The organism is Pararhizobium sp. DWP3-4, from assembly GCF_049898205.1.
In the GTDB taxonomy this organism is placed as follows: Bacteria; Pseudomonadota; Alphaproteobacteria; order Rhizobiales; family Rhizobiaceae; genus Pararhizobium.
This window is the reverse complement of sequence record NZ_JAFCXF010000005.1, coordinates 442,409-464,631: the sequence shown is the minus strand read 5'-3', so window position 1 is coordinate 464,631 and position 22,223 is coordinate 442,409. Positions and strand designations below refer to the sequence as shown.

Sequence of the window (22,223 nt, the reverse complement as noted above, 5' to 3'; positions counted from 1 at the left end):
AACCCCAGCCACAGCGAGGAACCCCTTAGTGTCAACCCTGTGTTCAAGCACCTTTGCAAATTTGACGTTCAAGCCGTCGGCAGTCGCCCTTGTCGCCTCCTGCAGGAGTTCCCGTAGGTCGACAGACTTTAGGGCGTAGTAGCCGAAGTCTGCGGCGAGCCGCTGCTGACGCAAACGATAAGCCAGTTCCTCGGAAGGGATCTCCTCGTTGGCGGGAACAGGAGGCTTTTCCTGTATTCCTTGGGGTTCAGACACCTGTCAGCTCGCATTTGGAGGAATCATTGCTACAGCAACCGCACTGATTTTGTTCGGCAACGCGTGAAGTCATAGAGCAAACCTGCCGATCTAGCTAGCGGCGGTCGTTGTTGCGATCGACAGCGGTACGAGTCGCTTCTCAACAGTCCATCTGGCTAGGAGATGAGTCTTGTCCGTTCGAGATTGGGCGACTGTTTAGAAATCAGCTCTTCACCCATTGAAGACGATCGAGAACGGATCATGACATGCATGGCTCGTCCGAGGTGACCAGAGAACCGGGTCTCGGCGTGCCCAGTAAAAAACCTTTAGTTCCGGGGCACACGACCCGTGCGGCATCAGCCTCTCGGTCTCCCTCTACGCCGTTCGGCAAGTTGGCCAACTTGGACAGTCGGTTGAGCGGGCCGAGCGGCAATGGGACAGCCATAGGGTTTGTTAGCGTTTTGGATTGAAAAGATGGATGGCGATCTTAACGGGCAGCGCTTCCCCAATCATGGAAAAAAGCGTGTCAAATGCATTGAAGGAGCTCGCGGAGGTGCCTTGTTTCGTAGTGCCGCATTCAAACCAAGAGATGTCTTCCTTGGAGGTCTCCAGAGGTTCCTCATCTTTTAACGCGCCTACGTCCTCCCTTCGAGGAGTATTTCGCGCAGCATTTCGCGTTTGACAGGAACATGAAGGCTTTGTGGTCGGAATACCCAGCATCACCTCGCTCAAGGAAAATTCAAAGTCTGCGTCCGTGGACCGGCGTCGAAGGGCATGCGTTCTTCACACTAGGTACGCGGACACATCTCGAGTAAGCATCCTTCGATAGTGCACATCCGACTTGCCGTCTTCGGCGATGTCCTGGCTTCCATGAAGGAAAGTCAGGAGCAGCATCGGAGCGGGTTCATCGAATGACGGGCGCATGGCTTCAACCGCGTTCTCAACGGTCGCGTCGCCATCGGGGCGGGGGATCGATTGCATTGGAGGCATTGTTAGCTCCTCTGGGCAGCTTGAAGTATGGGGTTAACGGGTGGAGCCAAACAAATATGAAAGTGCTGCGACCATGGCGGCGGCCGCTATCGGCTTTTCTGCTATCCAATCGCCAACGTCGCCGAATAATGACCGATTCTCGGAAAGCACTTCCGCCGCGGGGACTGTTGGGTCGGGTTCGACTCTCACTCTATCGGCGCTGTCAGCGTCGGTTCTGCCTGACGGTATCGATGTCGAACTCATTGAGATCGGATCAGAAGCCGGAAACGAGTTTTCCAAGGCACTGTCGAGGTCGGTCGTTGCATCTCGGCCGAGTTGTGCTACCCGTTCCTTCTGAAGCGACTCCACGGCAGGCGATTTTTTAGGGTTATCTGACATATTACACCTCGATTTCCTAATTTAACCATCTGGCTTGTACGATCGTCTCAACAAACCCCTGATCCGTTGTTTCAATCAGCTTTAGGCTGCCGTTGGCATGAAGCACCCCGAGGCCACGGTCGATGGCAACATCGTTGTCATCGAGTAGCGCTTTCACATCGTCTAGTGTCTGCCGGCGTGATCTCATGGCGACGTGATCGTTCTCAATACGGGTCAGGTAGTAGTGCAAGCCTTTTGTGTTCACGGGACTTCTCCAAATGCGACGGCTATCAACGCAGTGAGATGAAGCAAGTTCCGAGGGTCGATCGCGTTTGCGCCACGTTGGGAACTAAAGAGTTCCGGACGTCGCCAAAGCGCCTTGTGGAACGGGGCAAACGATCGTCCGCGTCGATTGACGGTGAAGGACGAGACATGGCCCAACTCGAGTCCAGCGATACATCAATGCCTTCGGCGGACAGCGCGAAATTCTTCATCATCCGGTGCTTTGGCTGCTGATGTGGGCTTCCGTCGTGAACATTATGCAGGTAGGGGCAGCGATGGCGATTGTGCCAGGGATGCGTTCCGGGGTGCCGCTAACTGGATCCAGCTGGAACAGGCAGAGGCCGTCGGATTTCTGGTTCGCCACGATCAGCCATTGCCCGGACGGATCAATTGAAATGTCACGTGGGTGAACACCGCCGCAATCGAACTGGCCTCGAAGCAGGAGACTGCCGTCCTCTGTCACAGCCATCCAGGCCACCCCAGACTGGTTGCGACCGGCCACATAGAGGAATCGTCCATCCGGGGAGAGTTTGATGGCGGAGAGCGCGCCGTCGCGGGCCTCGTCCGCGCCGAAGGGCGCGAGCCGCTCGCCGATGCGGTAAAGGCCATTCTCCCGTTCGGTTGTGTAGATCGTTTCGTTGAGTTCGCAGCAGGTATAGAGCCTGCCGCTGCCTTCAACCAGATGGCGAGCACCGCTGCCGGGCGGCAGGGCGAGGCGCTGGCGCGGGATGAGGTTTGGGTTGCCCGTCATATCCAGGTCGAAAAAGTGGATGGCATCGCCGCCGAGGTCTGTAAGGGCGAGGGCGGTGCCATCCTCGATGAAGGCGGCGAAATGGGCGTGGGGTCCGTTCTGCCGCCGGGCGTTCGGTCCGTGCCCCGTCAATTGCAGGCGCTGGAGCAGCGATGCTTTTCCGGTGTCGGGTGTGACCTGCCAGAGTGCTGCCGATCCGTCGCTGTAATGCGCTGTTGCCACGATCGGGAGTGTCGGGTGAACACCGATATGGCATGGATGGCTGCCGGGCAGGTCGGAGGCATTGAGCGGCGCGAGATGAGCCTCGCCTATCCTGAATGTTAGCAGTCGCGGCCAGTCGGATGTCGCGACTTCCTCGGCCGCCAGCAGCATCCGGGATGCGGGCAGTCCCGTGATCCAGGACGGGCTCCGGACTTCCGCGACCAGACGGGTTTCGGCGCGCTCAGGCGACGCGCCAGGAAGCCGGACGTGGTGGATGCCGCCCCCGGAAGACGTGGTGTAGGTTCCGACGTAGAACTCCAAGTCTAGTGCCGGGGATGTCATCTCAGGCGAAGGCGCCCGCATATTGGCCCATGCGGATCAGCCCCTGCATGTAGCCGATCGCATGCGCGCGTCCGCGATGGTTCCAGTCTGTGTCGTCGTCCATGGCAGGCACGTGGTCATCGATGATGAAACCATCGAACCCATTGCGGGCGAGAAGTGCCATTGCCTCGGCTGGATTGAAATTGCCGTCGCCGATGAAACATTCGGTAAAGGTCGGGACCGTTCCCTGCACATCGCGGAAATGGACATAGGCGATCACCCCCAGCGGTCCGAAATGCTCGATCATGTCGGCGACATTGCGGGTGCCGCCCGGCATTTCCGAGCAGCAGCCGAGGCAAAGGTCGAGTGCCCAGGCTGCACTGCTGCCTGCGATCGCATGCGCCTTCTTGAAATTGTCCGTCCGGTTGAAGATGCGCGCCACGCCGCCCAGGCTTTCGACCGGCGGATCGTCCGGGTGCAAGGCCAGGCGAATGCCTTCCGCTTCCGCCACCGGCAAGACCGCCTTGATGAAATAGGCATAGTTTTCCCACATCTGCTTAGCGGTGATCACGTCCGTGTCGCCGGTATGGAGCGGCAGTGCCTGCGTCCTACCGAGACCCGTGGGCAGGAAGCTGCGCAGCGTGTCCGCATCATCCCGGCCGGCCTCGACCAGCGTCATGTCGAAGGTCCGTGCCATCGCGCCGCCCCGCGTTTTGGTCTTGCGGTCGGTGGTCCAGACGCCGTTCGGCGTGAAGTGATAGCCCAGAATCGGGATGCCGGCGCGGGCGACGGAGCGGATCGTGTACTGGTAGTTTTCGATCTGCTCGTCGCGACCCGGCTGTCCGAGCATGGCCTTGTTGTAGAACTGCGCCGGCACGTTCTCGATCGCCTCGAAGACGAGACCATAGGCCTTGGCCTTCTCGACCAGCGGCCGGATGTCCTCCATCTCCCAGCGAACCTCGCCCGGAAGATGGGGATTGTTCATCTGCACGCCGGTGACGCCGGTCTGGGCAGCAAAGCGAAGCTTTTCTTCGGTGAGTTCCTTGAATTGTCCGATGGCCAGCCGGATGCTCATTGTGCTGACTCCAGCTTGCCGATCGGCTCCAGCGGTTCGGGGCGGTGGCGGTTGACCATGCGTGTGCCGTCCTCATGCGGGGTGGCACACCAGCGGGCGGCATTGGCCAGGACCTGGCGGATTTCCGGCTGGAAATAGATCGGGAAGCTTTCGTGCCCCGGGCTGAAATAGAAGATCCGACCGCGGCCGCGACGGTAGCAGCAACCCGAGCGAAAGACCTCGCCGCCTTCTACCCAGCTGACGAAGACCAAATGGTCGGGCTGCGGGATATCGAAGGGCTCGCCGTACATTTCCGACTGCGGCACGACGATGGATTCCGGCAGGCCCTTGGCGATCGGATGAGCGGGATCGACGATCCAGACCCGTTCGCGCTCACCGCCTTCGTGCTCGCGCCAGCTGAGATTGCACGACGTGCCCATCATCCGCCCGAACAGCTTGGAATGGTGGCCAGAATGCAGGACGACCAGCCCCATGCCGTCTAGGATGCGCTTCTGGATGCGGGTCACCAGTTCGTCGGGGATTTCCTTGTGGACGACATGACCCCACCAGAACAGCACGTCGGTGCTGGCGAGAACCTCGTCTGTCAGGCCGAAATCCGGGTCGTAGAATGTCGCCGAGCGGATCTCGAAATCATCCGAGGCGATCCCGTCGGCGATGGCTGTGTGGATGCCATCGGGATAGACGGCACGAATGTTCGGCTGGTTGGTCTCGTGCCAGTATTCGTTCCAGATGGTGATGCGGATCGGATGTGTCATGCTAGCTCCCAAAGCTTGGTTTGCAGGGTGAGAGGCATGCCTCCTTCCTGCGAGGATTGTTTGATCAGGTCCCACAGCTCGGCCAGATGCAGGCTGCGCTCGGCCGTAGACGGATTGGCGCAGCGGCCGGCGCAGGTGTCCGCAAAGACCTGCAGCACGGCGTTCAGGTCTTCGCCGGCGGTTTCGCGCGTCACGGTCGGCCCATGCCAGTGTTCGGCCCATTTGCCCCAGATATCGACGCGCAGGATGGCGTTCTCGTAAAATAGGGTCAGTGAGGATTCGCAGCCGGGAATGGTGTCGCCGCAGAAGGTCAGGTTGACGGGCACTCCGCCCTGAAGAAGGGCGAAGACGCCGCCGGTCAGTTCGTATTCCCGGCCACGGTTCTGCAGCGATGCCGAGACCCGCTCGTATCCAAGGCCCGAGACCTGCATGACCGCGTTCATCAGATGCGACCCGGTGTCGAAAATGAAGCCGCCGCCCGACAGGGCCGGCACCTGCTTCCAGCTGGTGTCGTAGCGGTCCTGCCAGTCTTCCCAGACTTCTCCGTGCACGGCGAGAAGCTCGCCGAATTCGCCGGCCGCAGCGCGTTTGTGCATCCGCTCAAGGAGTGGCGAGAGCGAGGCCTGATAGGCAATGACGACGTGTTTTCCCACCCGGTCGCGGGCTTCGATGATCTCGCGTGCCTCGGCGGCATTGAGCGACATCGGCTTTTCCAGCAACAGGTTCAGCCCGTGTTCCAGCGCTGCCTTGGCATAGCCGGCATGGAATGCGTGGGGCGTCGATATGTAGACGGCGTCGAGACCCTTGGCTTCGGCTTCAAGCAAGGCCTCGGCCGTCGGGTAGATGCGCGGCGTGCCGCCAGCGTTGCGGACGATCTCCGCATATCGCTCGAGCGACGTCGGGCTGGTATCGGTTAAGGCGAGGAATTGAGGGTTAAGCGGGCTTTTCACCCATGCGCGCGCATAGCTGGCGGCTTTCAGGCCGCAGCCGATGACGCCGATCTTCAGTGTCATGGTGTCTCCATTGTCAGTCATGTCTAGGCGCGCCGGATTGCCTGCCCGGCAGCGTCGAAAAGATGGCAGGCGTTACGGTTGATCTTGAGTGGCACTTCTTCGCCGGTGCCGATGCGGTGGTCGCCGGCGATGCGGGCGATGGCGGGTTCGCCTGTAGTCTGGAAAGAGACATAAGTCTCCATGCCTAGCCGTTCCGACAGCACGGCGCGCACGGTGATATCAGCCGCGGATGGATAGGCGAGCGACAGATCCTCGGGCCGGATACCGAGCTGGATCTTTGTGCCCACCGTCACGTCCCGTGCGCGATCCAGAACAATGCTCCAGCCGTCGTCGGTGACGATCCGGGCCGAGGTGCCGTCGACGGCCTCGACGCGCGCCTGGAACACATTCATCTTCGGCGAGCCGATGAACTGGCCGACGAAGAGATTGTCGGGCTCCTTGTAGAGCGCGATCGGGTGATCGGCCTGCTGGACCTGGCCTTCGCTGAGCACGACGATCCGGTCGGCCAGCGTCATCGCCTCCACTTGGTCGTGCGTCACGTAGACGATGGTCGATTTGGTGGTGCGGTGCAGTTCCTGCAGTTCGGCGCGCATCTGGACGCGCAAGGCGGCGTCGAGGTTTGACAGCGGCTCGTCGAACAGGATGACCTTCGGTTCCTTGATGATGGCGCGGCCGATGGCGACGCGCTGCCTCTGACCGCCGGACAGGGCCTGCGGCTTTCGGTCCAGTAGCTTTTCAAGCTGCAGCTTGTCGGACACTTCGCTAACGCGCCGCTTGATCTCGGCCTGGTCCGTACCCTTGAGGTCGAGTGAAAAGCCGATGTTCTCGGCCACGGTCATGTGCGGATAGAGTGCGTAGGACTGGAACACCATGGCGAGGCCGCGCTTGTCCGGCGAGACATTGTTCATCAGTTCGCCATCCAGCCGGAACTCGCCATCGCTGATCGATTCCAGCCCGGCGATCATGCGGAGCAGCGTGGATTTGCCGCAGCCCGACGGGCCGACGAAGACGGCGAACTCGCCATCGGCGATGGATATATCGACGCCCTTGATGACTTCGAGCGCACCGAAGCGTTTGCGGATATTGGTCAGGGTAATGGAGGACATGTCTGTTTATCCCTTCAATCCGCCGCCGAAGGTCTGCACCAGAAACCGCCTCGCCAGTGCAAAGGCGATGATAGCGGGGGCGGTGTAGACGACGGCGATGGCGGCCAAGAGGCCATAGTCAATCTGGCTGTCACGCAGGAAGGCGCTGTAGATGCCCAGCGGCAGCATCTTGAGCTCGGGCGACGAGATGAATGTCAGCGGGAAGAGGAAATCCCCCCAGGCTGCGATGAAGGCGAAGAGCCCCGAGGCTGCGAGCCCCGGCATGGCGAGCGGCAGAAGCACGCGGCGCAATCGCTGGCCGAAGGTGGCGCCGTCCATGATGGCGGCCTCTTCATATTCGCGCGGCACAGAATCGAAGAACGTCTTCATGATCCACAGCGCAAGGGGCAGGTGCATGGTGGCGAGCAGCAGGATCAGGCCGAGATAACCGTCAATGAAGCCGACGAACCGCATGACCTGCCGGAAATGATCCGGCGGTACGACGGAGCGGACGATGCTGGCGATGAACAGATTGCAGGTCAGCATGACCTTGTAGAGCGGAACGATCAGCGCGGTCGGCGGGATGACCCGGACGAGGATGATCGAGTAGAGAAACGGACGTTTCCACCACGCCTGGGTTCGGGACAGGGCATAACCGCCGAACCCGGACAGGACCAGCACCAGAAGGGTCGCGCCACCACAGACGATCAGCGAGTTCATAAGCCACAGAAAGCCGTCCTCTTCATAGAAGACGCGGAAGAAATTGCTGAAATCGACCTGGTCGGGGACTTTCAGGAACAGCCCGGCGCCGGGATCGAAAGCGGCGGCGATGAGCCAGACGAACGGCATGATGCAATAGAGGCTGATGACGATGAGCAGGCCAAAGCGGCCGGCTGTGGCTTTCCTGGTTTCCATGCTCCGGGCCATCAGACATCCACCTTGAGTGCGCGGACATAAAGCATTCCGACGATGAGCGAGAACACCAGCACCACCACCGCGACCGCCGAACCGTAGCCAAGCTGATAGGAGTTGAACGACTGGTTATAGATGTAGATGCCGATCAGCTCGGTCGATCCGGCCGGTCCGCCGCGGGTCAGCGCAAAGACGAGGCCGAAGATCGCGATCGTTGATACGGTGGAGACGAGCAGGTAAAGGAAGATGGTCGGTATCAGCAGCGGCAGGGTGATGCGGCGGAAGATCTGGCTGGTGTTCGCGCCGTCCATCCGGGCTGCCTCGTAGAGTTCGTCGGAGATCGAGGAAAGACCGGACGTCATCAGGATCATCGCAAAGCCAATGCCGCGCCAGATATTGACGATAATGATCATGGTCAGCGGAAAGCTGGTCAGCCAGCGCTGCGGATCGACACCGAACCAGGCGACGATATTGTTGAGTGTGCCGTATTCGCCGGCCGCCAGCATCGAGGCCCACATCAGTGCCGCCACTACCTCCGGCACCGCGTTCGGCATCAGGATGATCGCGTTGACGAGCGGGCGCAGCGCAAAGCGGCGGTTCAGAAGCATGGCCGACATAAGGCCGAGGATGAGCTGGCCGATGATTGCCGAGAACAGCACAAACCAGAAGGTGATCGCCAGCGAACGCCAGAAATTCTGGTCGGTCAGCAGCTTGGCGTAATTGGCGAAACCGACGAACCGTGGATTCATTGCGGCAGGCCCGCTCAGCGCCTCGTTGGTGAGGCTGGTATATACAGCAAAGCCGGCGGGATAGACCACGAAGGCTGCCAGCAAGAGCACGGAGGGCAGGATCAGGAACCTGTTCCGCCATGCCTCGCGACGTGTGAAGCTGGCTGACATTTCTGTCGCTTCCTTTGAATTTTCGGGCAATAATCACCCGGGTCTCTGTCGGAAGGCGCTCGGAAAAGCGTACTTCAGCGATCGGAAAAGCGGGCCGGAGCGCATCGTGCGCTCCGGCGGCAGTAGTGTCGCGCTTACTTGACTTGGTCTTCGCCGAGAGTGGACTTGGCGTAGTCAACGAGGATTTTTTGCGCGCCGGCTGCGTCGGTATTGCCGAGTAACAGGGCTTCCGTGGCGCGGGCCACGCCCTCGACGACAGTCGAGAAGCCGGGAGCCGTCTTCAGGTAGGCGCCCTTGTCGAGATAGCTCATGATCGGCACCAGTGCAGCGAGCTTCTGGAACTCGGCATTATCCACCGCATCCTTTCGGGCCGGCAGGTTGCCTTCATTGGCGGCGTAGCTGACCATCAGATCAAGCGAGCCCATTGCTTGCAGCACCTTCTTGGCTGCATCGGGATTGGCTGCCGAAGCGCCGACGGCCCACGGGTGGCTAAGGCTGACCATCACGTGCTCGCCGCCGTCCTTGCCGGGAACCGCCCAGGTACCGACGACCTTGGTGACGTCAGGAATCGGGTTCTTGCTCTTCGGACCCCAGTCAAAGATCAGGCACCACGAACCGCAACTGGTGATCAAAAGTTCGCCGGCCGGGAACATCTGGTACTTCGGGATTACCCACGGCTCTGGTCCGAGCAACGGATCGACGGGCAGCAGCTTGTTCTTCACCATCTGCTCGTAGAAGCCGAAGACTTCGCCGATGCCTTTGCTGGTCAGGTTCAGCTTGCCGTCATCGGTGGCGATCTGCGGGTTGGAGCTTCCGGCCAGTAGGTGGCGGAAACCTTCGATGAATGGTCCGCCGCCCCAGGTCACGCCCATCGGCAGCATCAGCGAATATTGTCCGGTCTTGGCCTTGGCGTCGATCGCGCGCTGCATGAGCTCGTCCCAGGTCTTGGGCTGCTCGGTGGAAATACCTGCCTTCTCCAGCACATCACGCCGGAAATAAAGTTGCTGCACCGACAACATGGTCGGCATGACGTACATCTTGCCGTCATCCGATGTGGCGAGCTGCTTGGCTATGTCATAGAAATGGCCATAACCTTCGGAGCCCTGTACCTCGGCCGTGACGTCCTGCAGGTAGCCGGCGGTCGAGAAATCGACGACCTGGCTGATTTCGGGCAGGGAAAAGATATCCGGTCCGGTGCCGGCGGCAAGCTCGGTCAGGAGCTTGGAGACATATTCCCGGTCCGGTCCGGGATATTCGACGATTTCGACGTCGACGCCCGTAGCTTCCTTGATCTTCGGGATCACTGCATGAAGCGCGTCAATTCTGGCCTGCCTGTGTTCGGCGATCCTTACCGTGTCGGCCCAGGCCTGCTGGCCGACCAGTACCGCTGTCAGAGCGCAGCACGCCCAAAGTCCTTGCTTAAACATTCTCTCTCCTCCCTATCGATCGTCCCGCGTCCTCATATGCCGGGCAGCCACCTCTCCCTGGTGATCGCTTGGCTGGACTTGACAACCATTGATACCGTAAGTCAGATATACCTATGTTTCTTGGTCGCGATTGATAATTTTATGGGAATATTTGATACGACCGATTGTTTTACGGTTAGCCTCAGCGCTCAGATCGGGCCGAACGATTCGTTCCACGTCACCCGTCCATTCATTGAAGCGGCGCCACCCAAGACGTTTCACGACCACGAGTTTTTCGAGTGCTTCTGGATCGTTTCAGGCTGGTGTACTCACTACATCAATGGGGTGACCGAGCGCGTGGAAACCGGTACGCTGATGTTCATCAGACCACCGGACTGGCACGCGTTCCAGAACGCCGATGGACCGCCCTGCCAGATGATCAACGTCGCCTTCAGTGCGGATACCGCAGCGCATCTGCGCGCCCGCTATGCCAGCGACCTCGAGGGGCGCTTCTTCTGGACCACTGACCGGCGGCCCGCCACCTTCGTGCTGGATTCGGCGCAGATGCGTGATCTCTCCGTCCTGGAACAGGGGCTCGACCGCGGCACGCGCTCGCTCGCTCGTATCGAGAGCTTCCTGTTGACCCTAATGGCCGATTTCCTCGCTGGCGCGTCGGACGCGCGGACCGAGGCGCCCGACTGGCTGGTGCGCGCCTTCGAGGCCTTTGCCGATCCGGCAGCGCTGCGGGTCGGCGTTTCCGCCCTGGTGGAGCTGACGGGGCGCAGCCACGAGCATGTCTCGCGGACGTTTCGCAAGCTGTTTGGCCAGACCCCCTCGGCTTACGTCAACGCGCTGCGGATGAACCTTGCCGCGCGTCAGCTGGCCGGATCGGACACGCCGATCATGGAGGTTGCGCTGGACTGCGGCGTCGAGGACCTCAGCCATTTCTACCGTTTGTTTCGAGAGACCTACGGCACCAGCCCGATGCGCTACCGGCGACGGGCGCGGGTCGATCTCGTGCATCCACAACGGGCGACGGCATCCGCGACATGAGCGTTCGAGCAAAGGAACGAGACAATGAAAATTGCACTGACCGGGGCAGGGGGGAAGCTGGGGCAGGCGATCCTGCCGATGGCTTTGGCCGAATCTCACCAAGTGGTCGCCATTGACCGCCGTTTGCCTGAGCTGCCCGAGGGCGTCGCCGGTCACAACGTCGAGATGTCTGACTATGAAGGGCTGGTAAGCGCCTTTTCAGGCTGCGACGCCCTGATCCACATGGCGGCGATTCCGAGTCCAAGGGGGCTTCTCGATCACCAGGTTCATGCCAACAATGTCGTCGGCAGCTACAATGCTATGCGCGCCGCCGTGGATGCGGGGATTTCGCGGATCTGCCAGGGTTCGAGCGTCAACGCGATCGGGCTTGCCTATGCAAAGGAGCGCCGTTTCGATTATTTCCCGGTTGACGAACTGCATCCGCCGTATTTCGACGAGGGTTATAGCCTGTCGAAATGGATCTGCGAGCAGCAGGCCGAAAGCCTGACGCGCCGCTTCCCCGATCTCCAGATTGCCAGTCTGCGCTTTCACTGGGTGGTTGCGGACCGGGCAGAGGCTATGGCCGCCCAGACGCTGACCAGCGAAAAGGGCCGGATCGAACTTTGGGGCTATGTTCTTGCCCCCGACGCGGCGCGTGCCTGCCTGCTGGCCCTGACCACATCGTTCACGGGGCACGAAGTCTTCTACATCGTTGCCGACGATACGACCCTGGATTCCCCGACTGCCGAAGCGGCCGCTGCCTATTATCCGGACGTGGCATGGAGGAACGGTCCTGAAGAAAGGGCTGCGTTTTTCTCCAATGCGAAGTCCCGGCGAATTTTGGGTTGGGCTCCTATTGAATACTGAAAGCTTCGGCCAACGACATCGTTCATCCAGCGGCGCAGGACGATCCGAACTCGTCGATATCCTGCATGCCGGTGCTCGACGTTTGGAAAGCGATGAAGGTTATCGTCTACAGCGCGGCCAGGGGCACCGGCCATTCTGGCATCTAATATCCGCTGCGATACAAGGACGAGGCGCGCATATTCTATGGCGATGCGAAAAGGCGTTTTAAGACGGTAGTTAAGCCCGGACCGGTAGGCAAGTTCCATAAAGCCTCGTTCTGCCTTAAAATCAGACTTATCAGAGTCTTGCAAAGTTGAAGTAAGGAGCCTTCGGTTCAGATCCTATCAAGCCGGTCTACATTTGCCACCAATTTGACCGCCGGGAACCGTTCTTTTGTGCGAGATTGTTACCGAATAATGGCGCCCGACCGGTAAGCAAATGGCGCGCGGTGAAGAGATCAAGATGACCTCCACCGACGTTCTTGAACATCGTGATTTCTCCGTCACTGGCGCGACTAGAGTGTTTCCCTTGCCAAAGATCGAACAGGTCGGCGACGATCTGTTCGCGGGTTATCAGCCCGCGGGAAAGCGGTTCTGCAACGTCGCCTGATCCTTTGTAGCCATTTCGAGTATCAACGAAAATACGGCCCGCGCGCCTGGCGACATCGTCGTCCGCTTCGCGCATCTTGGGCATGTAAGCGCCGATCAGATCGACATGGCCGCCGGACTTGAGCAAGGCTCCCTACGATGGGTTCCGTCGCCATGGTTACGCAAGACACGATGTCAGCTTGCGCAAGGGCTTCAAACTCACCGTAGGTTGGTAGTCCGCGAACGCTCCAACAAACGCACTCCTGTTCTTTACCTCGTCCGCACCCATGATCGGAAGCGTGGCCGTGGAAGTTGGTCTTTGCCGAATTTCAACAGCGTGAACCGAGTGAATCATCAGTTCTGCAGACGGTTATCCCGGACTCGCGTCACCATTGCTACTCGTTACGTGAACTTGTACTTAGCCCATGCGTTCCGACGCATAGCTTCCTGGGCTTGCCGGGAAGACCACGGTGCGGTTACCGTTGATGAAGGTGCGGTGGTGGATATGGGCGTGCACGGCGCGCGCCAGCACCTGACTTTCCACGTCGCGGCCGATCGAGACATAATCCTCGGCCGACTGGGCATGGGTAATGCGGGCGATATCTTGCTCGATGATCGGACCTTCGTCGAGATCGGCAGTGACATAATGCGCCGTCGCGCCGATCAGCTTTACACCGCGCTCATAGGCCTGCTTGTACGGGTTGGCACCCTTGAACGACGGCAGGAACGAGTGGTGGATGTTGATGATCTTGCCCGACATCTTCTGGCACATCTGGTCCGACAGGATCTGCATGTAGCGGGCGAGCACGATCAGCTCGGTGCCGGTCTGCTCGACCACGTCCATGATCCGGGCTTCGGCCTGCGGCTTGTTGGCCTTGGTCACCGGGATATGGTGGAACGGGATGTCGTGGTTGACGACCACCTTCTGGTATTCGAAATGGTTGGAGACGACGCCGACAATCTCGATCGGCAGGGCGCCGATCTTCCAGCGGTAGAGCAGGTCGTTCAGGCAATGACCGAAGCGCGACACCATCAAAAGCACCTTCATTCGATGGTCGCTGTCGAGAATATCGGCCTCCATGCCAAAGCGGGTCTTTACCGCCTCGAAGCCGGCCTTCACCTTGTCGAGCGTGGCACCTTCCTGGCTGATGAAGGTCAGGCGCATGAAGAACAGGCCGGTCTCCATATCGTCGAACTGCGAGCTGTCGGTGATGTAACAACCCTCGTCGGCCAGATAGCCGGTGATCGCCGCGACGATGCCACGGGTGGATTTGCACGATACGGTGAGTACGAAGTTGGTCATGTGATTTCACATTCGCATAATGAAGAGGAGCGGTTCGGTTCGGAGGTATCAGGGTCTGACACGGTTTAATGGACCGCAGTCCCCGCAGCCAATTCGCTGCAGGGACTGCGCGGTATCATACTGATCCTTGAAGGACGATCGCAGCTAGCTTAAAATCAGGCGGTTATGCCGTGATGGCATTGAGCATTTCTTCGCCCGTGATGATCCGCTCCACTTCATCAATCGTGGTCTTTTTCGGATCAATATCGTCTGCCACAACCTTGCCCCCCCGCATAACGATTATGCGGTCGACGACCTGGAACACGTGGTGGATGTTGTGAGCGATGAAGATGCAAGAGTGGCCTGTATCCCGGGCTTCCCGCACAAATCGCAGTACACCTTGTGTTTCTGCGACCCCAAGGTTGTTTGTCGGCTCATCAAGGATGATGAGATCGCTGTCAAATTGCATGGCGCGTGCGATTGCGACCGCCTGCCGCTCGCCGCCAGACAGGGACGAGATCGCCGTCTCAGGCGGGATGTCTTTCGTGATGCCAACCCGCTTTAATAGCTCGCGTGCCGAGGCGTTCATCGCTTCCTGATCGAGCCTGTTTAGAAACCCGTTGCCCGTGACGGGTTCACGTCCTAGGAAGAGATTACGGGCGATGGAAAGCTGCGGCACCAGAGCAGAGTCCTGGAAAATCGTCTCGATACCGTTCGCGATGGCATCAGCCGTGCTTTTGAGCTCCACCTTGCGGCCCTTGATCAGGATGTCGCCGCTTGTCAGCGGTACGGCTCCGGAAAGAACTTTGATCAGGGTGGATTTTCCTGCACCGTTGTCGCCCAGCAGACCAACAACTTCGTGCGTCTTAACCGTCAGACTGACGTCCCGCAGGGCATGAATCCGACCGTAGAACTTGTTAATTTTCTCCATGCGGATGAGATCTTCGGCCATCCTCTATACTCCTGCGTTGTGTCGGCGTTCGAGCCACGAGTGCAGCGCCATCATTCCCAGAATGATCGCCCCGATGAAGATATTGTAGGCCAGGCCCGGTACACCGACCATGACGATGCCGTTTCGCATCACACGCAGGATGAATATACCGAGAACTGTTCCGATGATTGTGCCGCGGCCGCCTGTCAGCACTGTTCCGCCGATCACGACCATCGCAATAACCTCGAGTTCGTAACCCGTTCCGCTATTGGGATTCGCCGCCGAGGTGCGAATGGAACTTATAATTCCTGCCAGCGACGCCATCGCCGAAGACGCCATGAACAGATAAATCTTTGTCCGGCTCACATTCACGCCGCGTGCGCGGGCTGCGCTCGGATTGCCGCCTGATGCCTGTATCCAATTGCCAGCTTTCGATTTGGTCAGAATGTAGTGCGCGACAAATGCGGCCAGCGCGAACCAGATAACCGACATATACATCCGGAAGCTGCCAATGAAAAAGCTTCCTGCCAACACATCGGCAAACCAGTTGCCTTCGGCCGTCCATGTCCGTTGTGGAAAGCCATCGGTGACATAGAGGGCGGTACCCCGGACGACCAGGAGCATGCCGAGTGTGACAAGAAAGGATGGGATATTGAGCTTGGTGACGAACCAACCGTTGATGAAGCCAATGAAAAGGCTGAATGCGATCGCGACCAGAAAGGCAACGCCGAGCGGCATCACTTCGCTGTTGAAAAGGGTCCACATCAAGACGGCTGAAAATCCGAATACGGATCCAACTGACAGGTCGAATTCCCCGGCAGTCATCAGCAAGGTCATTGCTAGCGCAATCAAGCCGAGCTCGACCGTGAAGGAGAGGGTATTGCTGATATTCGGAAGCGAAAGAAAATCTGAGTTGAAGGACCAAAAGATCACAAGCTCGAGAGCCAACAGGACGAGCGGACCGAATTCCGGCTTCGAGACGAAGCTTTGCAAAAAAGTACGTTGTTGCATGATGTTCACCGGTTGGGGTGGGTCACCCGGAATAAACCGGGTGACGCAGCCAGTCTGAGTTGGAAAAGGTTACTTGGCCGAGAGAATCTTGTCGTAGAATTCGGCTGTGTCCTTTTCGTAGAGAGCCCCGGTGATGATGTTGAAGCCTGGGGGGATCTTGCTGGCGGCCATAGCGGCCATGGAAAGAGCCATGTAGCTGGTCGCCTGCGGATCCTGCCATTGCGCGGCATTGACGTAGCCGTTCAGAACTTCCTGAGTCGTGTCGGTGGAATTGCCCCAACCAATCACGGGGATTTCGCCCGCTTTTACGCCGACCTGGTCGAACACGCGCTTGATGCTGCCGTTCACGAGGTCACCCAAGCCAATGATCGCCTTGATCTTGGAACGGTTGGCCGTGAGGTAGTCGGACATGCGTGTGATGATTTCAGCCTGGTCCAAAGTAGCGTCGGTCACTTCCCACGTAATGTTCAGGGGCTTGAAGACGCTCGCGATGCCTTCTTCTTCTTGCACGCCATACGTTGCACCGGGAACTTCCACCGGCATCCAGACGAAGTCGCCTGATTTTACCAGCTTTTTGTCGACCAGATACTGCGCCCAGTTTTTCCCGAACGTCTTGTTGTCGCCGCCAACGTAGGCATCGAAATTTGCCTGCGGGTCAGGTGTGTTGAAGTTGATGATCGGAATACCCTTGGCATTGGCTTCCTTGACCACTTCGACCAGGGATCCTGGATCAGGGCTGGTCGTCGCAATGCCAGCCGCACCTGCCGAAATGGCTGCCCGGATCGCTTCCTGATGGGCGGGCACGTCGCCGTTCTGAAAAGATGTGTTGACGGTATTGCCCGTATCCGCAGCCCATTGTTTTGCGCCTGCAAGGAAGTAGGTCCAGACTGGATCCGCCGGTGAGCCGTGAGATACCCAATAATAGGTTTTGCCTTCAGCGTGGGCGGTCGAGACGAAACCTGCACTAGCCGCGAGGACCGCAGCTGACAGCAACGCAATTGCTTTCTTGAACATGTGAAATTCTCCTCCCATGGCCCGCTGGTACAACGGGCACCCTCTTGAGTTGGCCTCCTGAGCCAACATCAAAATGATTTCTTTTAAACATCATTTTGATGTTTTGCAGCTAACGACAGGTTTGCGCCGGTGTCAAGTGGATTTCCGTAACGGTGCCGTATTCCTCAACCGCGGAAGGGGCACCTGAGGAGCTACTCCTCAAAATGAGGTGCTGTTTCGATCTTAGCCGAGGAATCGACAATCAAACGGTATCGTGCATCTTCCCCCGGCCTCGTCGCTTATGATCAATACGCCATCGGCAAGTGAGATTTCTGACACGCGTGTCCATCCACTCGGTACTTCGATTGCTCCAAAAGCGTAGCGGATCTTCGTGGTGCGGCCGGGGGCGAGATCAAGGCCCAGCGCCACGTTTACGTCACTCGTGCGCGCGTCTGGAAGATGGAAACTGATCGCTGCTTCTTCGATTCCAAGCACAGCCTTATGCCGTCCGGACCACGGTGGATAGGCACGGCCACCATTGCTCATCCATAATACGGTATGCGGAAGGACAAGGGCGTCCTTGACCGAGAAGAAAATGAAACCGTCCTTGGCGGCAAGTGCCGCCGACCATCCGAATGATGCGCCTTGCTTTTCCGTCAGCACGACGACGTCTTCATGCCCTGTTTCGAAGGGATAATGGGATGCGTTTGCCACACTTCCATCTGACTTTGCTATCGACGACAAAGAGTCGAACGTTTGCGGATACGCCAAAACTGAACGGCCTCGGAAGGGATCCGGTTCAGGGGGCGAAGGGCCCGTACTGCCGAACGTCTTGTCCGAGAAGCTAAGGTTTGCACCGCCAGGAACATGGAGCATCGCGTGATGGGCAATCGGGATGTTCCCCGTTCCTCCCGTGATCGTGTGTGTCTGGTATACGACGGGGTGACCGGGGTGCAGCCTTATCTCTTTCGTGGCTAGCCCTCCTTGAACGTTTTGGCGCAAACTGTAGAGACCCACGCCAGCTTGCTGAGCACCAGGCGACGCAACCCAGTCCCCGTTTGCGGTCCAGCCGTGAAGCGGAACTTCCGACGAGGGCAATGCAAAGGGCGCGCAGAAGAAGTCGCCAGCGAGCTTGCGCTCGATGAGCGGGATGCCAGTATCCAACTGTTCGTTATCTCGGACCCAAGGTGCCTTGTGAAGGGGGCTGATCTGTCTGCCGCCATGTTTGAAAATGACTTCGTCGATGACGCCGCCTTCCCGATCGAAAACGACACGGACGACGTCGGTTTCTATGATATCCATACTCTGCCTCTCAAGGATTTCACGCGTCGGCTGGAATGTTCTCGCTGAAAACGGACTGGATGCGGATCGTCGCCGCGGAGACCGGCGTTTCCCCTCGCGTGGAACGCACGAGGCGGTCGATCGCCTCACGGGCTTCGACCCCAGCGTTTTGATCGATAACAGCGTCCATGACGCCACTAAGGAGATACTGGCGGGTATCGTCGGTAAGATCGTGCCCAATGAACACGACAGACTTTTCCCGACCCGCTTCCTTGAGGGCGCGCACGATACCTTCGTGGCCAGCACCGATACAGTACACACCAACGAGCTCAGGCTGTTCCTTCAAGAGCATCTGGACTTCTGTGTAGGCTTTATCCGCATTCTCCCGAACTTCGCGGACCGCAATAATCTCGAGCAAGGGGAACCGCTCATCCAGTACGTGCCTGAACCCCATCTCCCGTTCCTCGTGGCCGCGATAGGCCAGCGCTCCCGCGATCAGCGCAATTTTTCCCTTTGACCCCGGCATGAAGCGGCCGATGAGGTAACCTGCAAGACGTCCGGCGGCCCGGTTGTCGATTCCGACATAGCTGACGCGACCAACATGGCTGATATCGGAGACCAGAGTTAGAACTGATATCCCTGCGCCAATACACTGGCGCACGGCTTCGCGTACGGCCGGACTGTCCAGGCCGATGAGACCAACACCCTGACAGGACCGCCTCAAACTTCCCAGTTTTTCCGCGACCTCCTCCGGCTCGATCCCGTTCAATCTATGGATCGCAACGTCGACGTCCGAACGCATGGCAGCCTGGCGTTCAAGGTGTCGCACAAGATCTGCGATGAAAGGGTTTGTGCCACCCGGAAGAATGAAATCCAGGGGGATTTTGCCGGAGTCTGACGCTTCGACCTGGTCGTCTGCCAGCGAAGCGACGATGGATGCGACATGCGCACGCGTGTGCTCCTGGACGCCAGGCCTGTTGTTGAGGACGCGGTCCACCGTCGCCTTCGAGACGCCGGCGAGCCGCGCAATTTCGTCCACCTTCGGTCTTGCCTTCATCACTTTCATCCCTCGTCTGCGCTTTTTTCACCAGGCAACTTAGGCGCCACTAACCTCTGGGTCAACGATGAAACCTCAATTTGAGTTCTATCGATGAGTTTTTGAGCCTGATGAGGTGCACCGGTAAGTCACCTGCCCGAAATTCGGTTGACATTGTCGTAATAATCCTATTACCCTCAAATTGAAGCATCAAAATGATGTATTTTTCTCAATTTCCAAGCGACGATCGGGTAAGAGATCACTATAGGATTCGATATGCCAGCAACTGCACGAGACTACAGCCTGATCGGACGAGACGCGCAATTGGCCGAAGTAAACGGTTTCGCGGCTGCAGAATGGTATTCATGTTCCATCCCTCGAAAGGAACTGAAGGAACTGATGAAAAGAAGCGACGGCCCGGCGTTGCGAGATACCGCCCTCTGGGTCTCATGTCTTGTTTTGTCAGCGGCAGGCGGCGTGTTTTTTTGGGCTACGTGGTGGGCCGTGCCGTTTTTCGTCGTCTACGGCGTTCTCTACGGCTCATCAAGCGACAGCCGATGGCACGAGACAGGCCATGGTACCGCGTTCAAGACGCGGTGGATGAACGATATCCTTTATCACGTCGCCAGTTTCATGATTCTGCGGGAACCGACGGTATGGCGCTGGAGCCATACGCGGCACCACACAGACACAATTATTGTGGGGCGGGATCCGGAGATTGCGGTGCCCCGTCCGCCCGATGGAATAGGGCTCATCCTTAACATCTTCGCGTTGAAGAGCACTTGTCACACTCTGAAGGGCCTTGTTCGACACGCAAGTGGGCGGCTGACAAAGGAAGAGGAGACTTTTATTCCGGAGATGGAGGGTCGTAAGGTGTACCTCGTTGCGCGGATTTACCTGCTCATCTTTGCGATCGTCGCGGTAGCGTGTTTTCAGCTGCAGACCATCCTGCCGGCGATGCTGATTGGGCTGCCGACCCTCTACGGAGGATTCATGGCGATCTTCTTCGGACTAACCCAGCATACGGGGCTTGCAGAAGATGTGCTCGATCACCGCTTGAACACCCGTACCGTCTACATGAACCCGATCTTTCGCTTTCTCTACTGGAACATGAATTATCATATCGAGCACCACATGTTCCCGATGGTGCCATACCATGCGTTGCCCCGTCTTCATGCTCTCATAAAGGACGACTGCCCGCCGCCCTATCCGAGCACACTGGCGGCCTATCGCGAGATCATTCCGACTGTGTTGAAGCAGATGCGAGACCCGTCCTATTTCGTGGTGCGCAGGCTCCCTGGCGGCACAACAGCCGCGCCTTACAACCACGGCTCAATTATCAAGATCGCAGAACGGAACACGGGGAGGGCGTCATGATCGGAAACTGGATCGATGCCTGTGCTGCAGGCGATATTGAATACGAAGATGTTATTCGGTTCGATCATGAAGGCCTAACGTTTGCGATCTATCGGACCGAGGACGACCGATACTTCGCCACTGCCGGGCTCTGCACCCATGAAGCCGTGCACCTATCGGGTGGCCTCGTGATGGGTACAATCATCGAATGCCCGAAACACAATGGGCGTTTCGACTTTACGTCCGGCAAGGCCAAGGGCGCGCCCGTGTGTGTCGATCTGCGCACGTTTCCGGTGAAGGTCGAAGATGACCGCGTTTATGTGCAGATCGACGCATGACAAACGAAACTGCAACGGGACAAATCATCATTGTTGGTGCGGGCGAGTGTGGCGGACGAGCCGCCGTGGCGCTTCGTGAACGCGGATGGAAAGGAAAGATTACCGTCGTCGGAGAGGAAACGTTGCCCCCTTACGAGCGGCCCCAGCTTTCCAAAGGATTCCTAACAAAGAAGGACGAGACCTCGACTTTTGGCAATGCGGACTCAACGAAATTCGGGCCGCTGAAAATAGAGCATCTCGTCAGCGTAAAGGTCGAGTCGCTCGACAGGGCGGCCCACAGTCTGTCTTTGGCAGATGGCCGACATATTTTCTACGATCGCCTGCTGCTCGCGACGGGCGCCTCGGCGCGGCGTCCGTCTGTACCTGGTGGTGAATTGGCGTTGTGCCTCCGCACAAGCGCGGACGCCGAGAATATCAGAACCCGGCTGCATCCTGGGAAAAAGGTTGTCATCATCGGCGGGGGGCTGATTGGACTTGAGCTTGCCGCAAGCGCGACGATATTGGGATGTTCTGTCACCCTCATCGAGCGCAATGACAAGGTTCTGTCCCGGTGTGCACCTATATCAATCGCAGGCATCGTCGAGGCAAGACACCGAGCTGAGGGGGTGAGGTTTATCTTCGGGACCGGAGTAAAGTCGATTGAAGATCGAACTGACGGGCTTTTCGTCTCAACCACCGCCGATTTGACACTGGATGCCGACGTCGTCATCGCAGGAATTGGCGCGCTCCCAAACGTTGCGCTAGCGAAGGCTGCCGGACTCGTAGTTGACAACGGCATTTCGACAAATGAGTTTTTACAGACGTCAGATCCTGACATCTATGCCGCCGGAGACTGCGCGTCGACGATTCATCCCCTGCTTGACGGGGTTCGTTTGCGCCTCGAATCCTGGCGCAGCGCTCTTGATCAAGGCGAAAGGGCTGCACGTAACATACTAGGCGAAGACGTAAGGCAGGAGACGTTGCCATGGTTCTGGTCGGATCAGTTCGAACTTTGCCTACAGGTGGTGGGCCTCCCGCAAACAGCAGCCACCACTATCGAGCGCTGGCTCAGCCCGGACTCTTTGCTTAATTTTCATCTCGATGGAGAAGGTAGACTGGTGGCGGCAAGCGCGGTTGGACAGTTAAATTTAATCGCGAAAGATATTCGCGTCGCGGAAATGCTTATCGTTCAAAGCGCTCGGCCTGACCCGCGGTTGTTGGCCGAACCAGGCTACCGCCTGAAAACTCTACTCGCTGCTTAGGATTATAG

21 protein-coding genes and 2 pseudogenes are annotated in these 22,223 nt (G+C 58.4%); 6 read left to right on the top strand and 17 right to left on the bottom strand.

Annotated features, from left to right (window positions below; translation table 11 throughout):
• From ACP7E6_RS16115 to ACP7E6_RS16070, 10 genes and pseudogenes are all read right to left on the bottom strand, one after another.
• Nucleotides 1-255, bottom strand: a pseudogene (locus ACP7E6_RS16115) (histidine kinase); the annotation flags it as partial.
• Nucleotides 256-1,618: 1,363 nt separating this feature from the next.
• On the bottom strand, nucleotides 1,619-1,846 hold the full coding sequence (locus tag ACP7E6_RS16110; RefSeq protein ID WP_426230752.1) for a hypothetical protein: 228 nt from the start codon (nucleotides 1,844-1,846) through the stop codon (nucleotides 1,619-1,621).
• 228 nt (nucleotides 1,847-2,074) lie between these two features.
• Nucleotides 2,075-3,136 (bottom strand): lactonase family protein, encoded by a 1,062-nt coding sequence (locus ACP7E6_RS16105; RefSeq protein ID WP_426230751.1) that lies wholly within the window; start codon nucleotides 3,134-3,136, stop codon nucleotides 2,075-2,077.
• A 22-nt stretch (nucleotides 3,137-3,158) separates the two neighbouring features.
• Nucleotides 3,159-4,211 (bottom strand): mannonate dehydratase, encoded by a 1,053-nt coding sequence (locus tag ACP7E6_RS16100; RefSeq protein ID WP_426230750.1) that lies wholly within the window; start codon nucleotides 4,209-4,211, stop codon nucleotides 3,159-3,161.
• Entirely contained in the window at nucleotides 4,208-4,966 is a 759-nt protein-coding gene (locus tag ACP7E6_RS16095; protein ID WP_426230749.1) for a ThuA domain-containing protein, read from the bottom strand. Before ACP7E6_RS16095 ends, ACP7E6_RS16100 begins: the two co-directional genes overlap by 4 nt.
• Complete coding sequence (locus ACP7E6_RS16090) at nucleotides 4,963-5,979, bottom strand: Gfo/Idh/MocA family protein (RefSeq protein ID WP_426230748.1); 1,017 nt, start codon at nucleotides 5,977-5,979, stop codon at nucleotides 4,963-4,965. The genes ACP7E6_RS16095 and ACP7E6_RS16090 overlap by 4 nt, the downstream gene beginning before the upstream one ends.
• Before the next feature lie 23 nt (nucleotides 5,980-6,002).
• Entirely contained in the window at nucleotides 6,003-7,085 is a 1,083-nt protein-coding gene (locus ACP7E6_RS16085; RefSeq protein WP_426230747.1) for an ABC transporter ATP-binding protein, read from the bottom strand.
• A 6-nt stretch (nucleotides 7,086-7,091) separates the two neighbouring features.
• Complete coding sequence (locus ACP7E6_RS16080) at nucleotides 7,092-7,991, bottom strand: carbohydrate ABC transporter permease (RefSeq protein WP_426230746.1); 900 nt, start codon at nucleotides 7,989-7,991, stop codon at nucleotides 7,092-7,094.
• The gene (locus tag ACP7E6_RS16075) at nucleotides 7,991-8,875 is read right to left on the bottom strand and encodes a carbohydrate ABC transporter permease (RefSeq protein WP_426230745.1); all 885 of its coding nucleotides are present in this window, start codon (nucleotides 8,873-8,875) and stop codon (nucleotides 7,991-7,993) included. Before ACP7E6_RS16075 ends, ACP7E6_RS16080 begins: the two co-directional genes overlap by 1 nt.
• Nucleotides 8,876-9,009: 134 nt before the next feature.
• Nucleotides 9,010-10,302, bottom strand: coding sequence for an ABC transporter substrate-binding protein (locus ACP7E6_RS16070; RefSeq protein WP_426230744.1), 1,293 nt, complete (start codon nucleotides 10,300-10,302; stop codon nucleotides 9,010-9,012).
• A 141-nt stretch (nucleotides 10,303-10,443) separates the two neighbouring features.
• Between ACP7E6_RS16070 and ACP7E6_RS16065 the strand changes: the two genes are divergently transcribed.
• The 3 genes and pseudogenes from ACP7E6_RS16065 to ACP7E6_RS16055 form a co-directional block, all read left to right on the top strand.
• Nucleotides 10,444-11,334, top strand: coding sequence for a helix-turn-helix domain-containing protein (locus tag ACP7E6_RS16065; RefSeq protein WP_426230743.1), 891 nt, complete (start codon nucleotides 10,444-10,446; stop codon nucleotides 11,332-11,334).
• 24 nt (nucleotides 11,335-11,358) lie between these two features.
• Nucleotides 11,359-12,180, top strand: a complete 822-nt coding sequence (locus ACP7E6_RS16060) for an NAD-dependent epimerase/dehydratase family protein (protein ID WP_426230742.1) — start codon at nucleotides 11,359-11,361, stop codon at nucleotides 12,178-12,180.
• An 8-nt stretch (nucleotides 12,181-12,188) separates the two neighbouring features.
• A pseudogene (locus ACP7E6_RS16055) lies at nucleotides 12,189-12,323 on the top strand (NAD(P)(+) transhydrogenase (Re/Si-specific) subunit beta); the annotation flags it as partial.
• A 190-nt stretch (nucleotides 12,324-12,513) separates the two neighbouring features.
• Here the strand turns inward: ACP7E6_RS16055 and ACP7E6_RS16050 are convergent.
• The 7 genes from ACP7E6_RS16050 to ACP7E6_RS16020 form a co-directional block, all read right to left on the bottom strand.
• Nucleotides 12,514-12,894 carry a hypothetical protein gene (locus ACP7E6_RS16050; RefSeq protein WP_426230741.1) on the bottom strand — a complete coding sequence of 127 codons (381 nt, stop codon included), beginning with the start codon at nucleotides 12,892-12,894 and terminating at the stop codon, nucleotides 12,514-12,516.
• Between the two features lie 270 nt (nucleotides 12,895-13,164).
• Complete coding sequence (gene purU / locus ACP7E6_RS16045) at nucleotides 13,165-14,049, bottom strand: formyltetrahydrofolate deformylase (RefSeq protein ID WP_426230740.1); 885 nt, start codon at nucleotides 14,047-14,049, stop codon at nucleotides 13,165-13,167.
• A gap of 163 nt (nucleotides 14,050-14,212) precedes the next feature.
• On the bottom strand, nucleotides 14,213-14,980 hold the full coding sequence (locus tag ACP7E6_RS16040; RefSeq protein WP_426230739.1) for an ATP-binding cassette domain-containing protein: 768 nt from the start codon (nucleotides 14,978-14,980) through the stop codon (nucleotides 14,213-14,215).
• Between the two features lie 3 nt (nucleotides 14,981-14,983).
• Nucleotides 14,984-15,970 carry an ABC transporter permease gene (locus ACP7E6_RS16035; protein WP_426230738.1) on the bottom strand — a complete coding sequence of 329 codons (987 nt, stop codon included), beginning with the start codon at nucleotides 15,968-15,970 and terminating at the stop codon, nucleotides 14,984-14,986.
• A 69-nt stretch (nucleotides 15,971-16,039) separates the two neighbouring features.
• On the bottom strand, nucleotides 16,040-16,984 hold the full coding sequence (locus ACP7E6_RS16030; RefSeq protein WP_426230737.1) for a substrate-binding domain-containing protein: 945 nt from the start codon (nucleotides 16,982-16,984) through the stop codon (nucleotides 16,040-16,042).
• A gap of 222 nt (nucleotides 16,985-17,206) precedes the next feature.
• Nucleotides 17,207-18,265, bottom strand: a complete 1,059-nt coding sequence (locus ACP7E6_RS16025) for a hypothetical protein (protein ID WP_426230736.1) — start codon at nucleotides 18,263-18,265, stop codon at nucleotides 17,207-17,209.
• 19 nt (nucleotides 18,266-18,284) lie between these two features.
• Nucleotides 18,285-19,310 (bottom strand): LacI family DNA-binding transcriptional regulator, encoded by a 1,026-nt coding sequence (locus tag ACP7E6_RS16020; protein WP_426230735.1) that lies wholly within the window; start codon nucleotides 19,308-19,310, stop codon nucleotides 18,285-18,287.
• 246 nt (nucleotides 19,311-19,556) lie between these two features.
• Between ACP7E6_RS16020 and ACP7E6_RS16015 the strand changes: the two genes are divergently transcribed.
• From ACP7E6_RS16015 to ACP7E6_RS16005, 3 genes are read left to right on the top strand one after another with little or no spacing between them, the layout of a single operon-like run.
• Nucleotides 19,557-20,657 (top strand): fatty acid desaturase family protein, encoded by a 1,101-nt coding sequence (locus tag ACP7E6_RS16015; RefSeq protein WP_426230734.1) that lies wholly within the window; start codon nucleotides 19,557-19,559, stop codon nucleotides 20,655-20,657.
• Entirely contained in the window at nucleotides 20,654-20,974 is a 321-nt protein-coding gene (locus tag ACP7E6_RS16010; RefSeq protein ID WP_426230733.1) for a MocE family 2Fe-2S type ferredoxin, read from the top strand. Before ACP7E6_RS16015 ends, ACP7E6_RS16010 begins: the two co-directional genes overlap by 4 nt.
• Nucleotides 20,971-22,215, top strand: a complete 1,245-nt coding sequence (locus ACP7E6_RS16005; protein WP_426230732.1) for an NAD(P)/FAD-dependent oxidoreductase — start codon at nucleotides 20,971-20,973, stop codon at nucleotides 22,213-22,215. The genes ACP7E6_RS16010 and ACP7E6_RS16005 overlap by 4 nt, the downstream gene beginning before the upstream one ends.
• Nucleotides 22,216-22,223 lie beyond the last annotated feature (8 nt).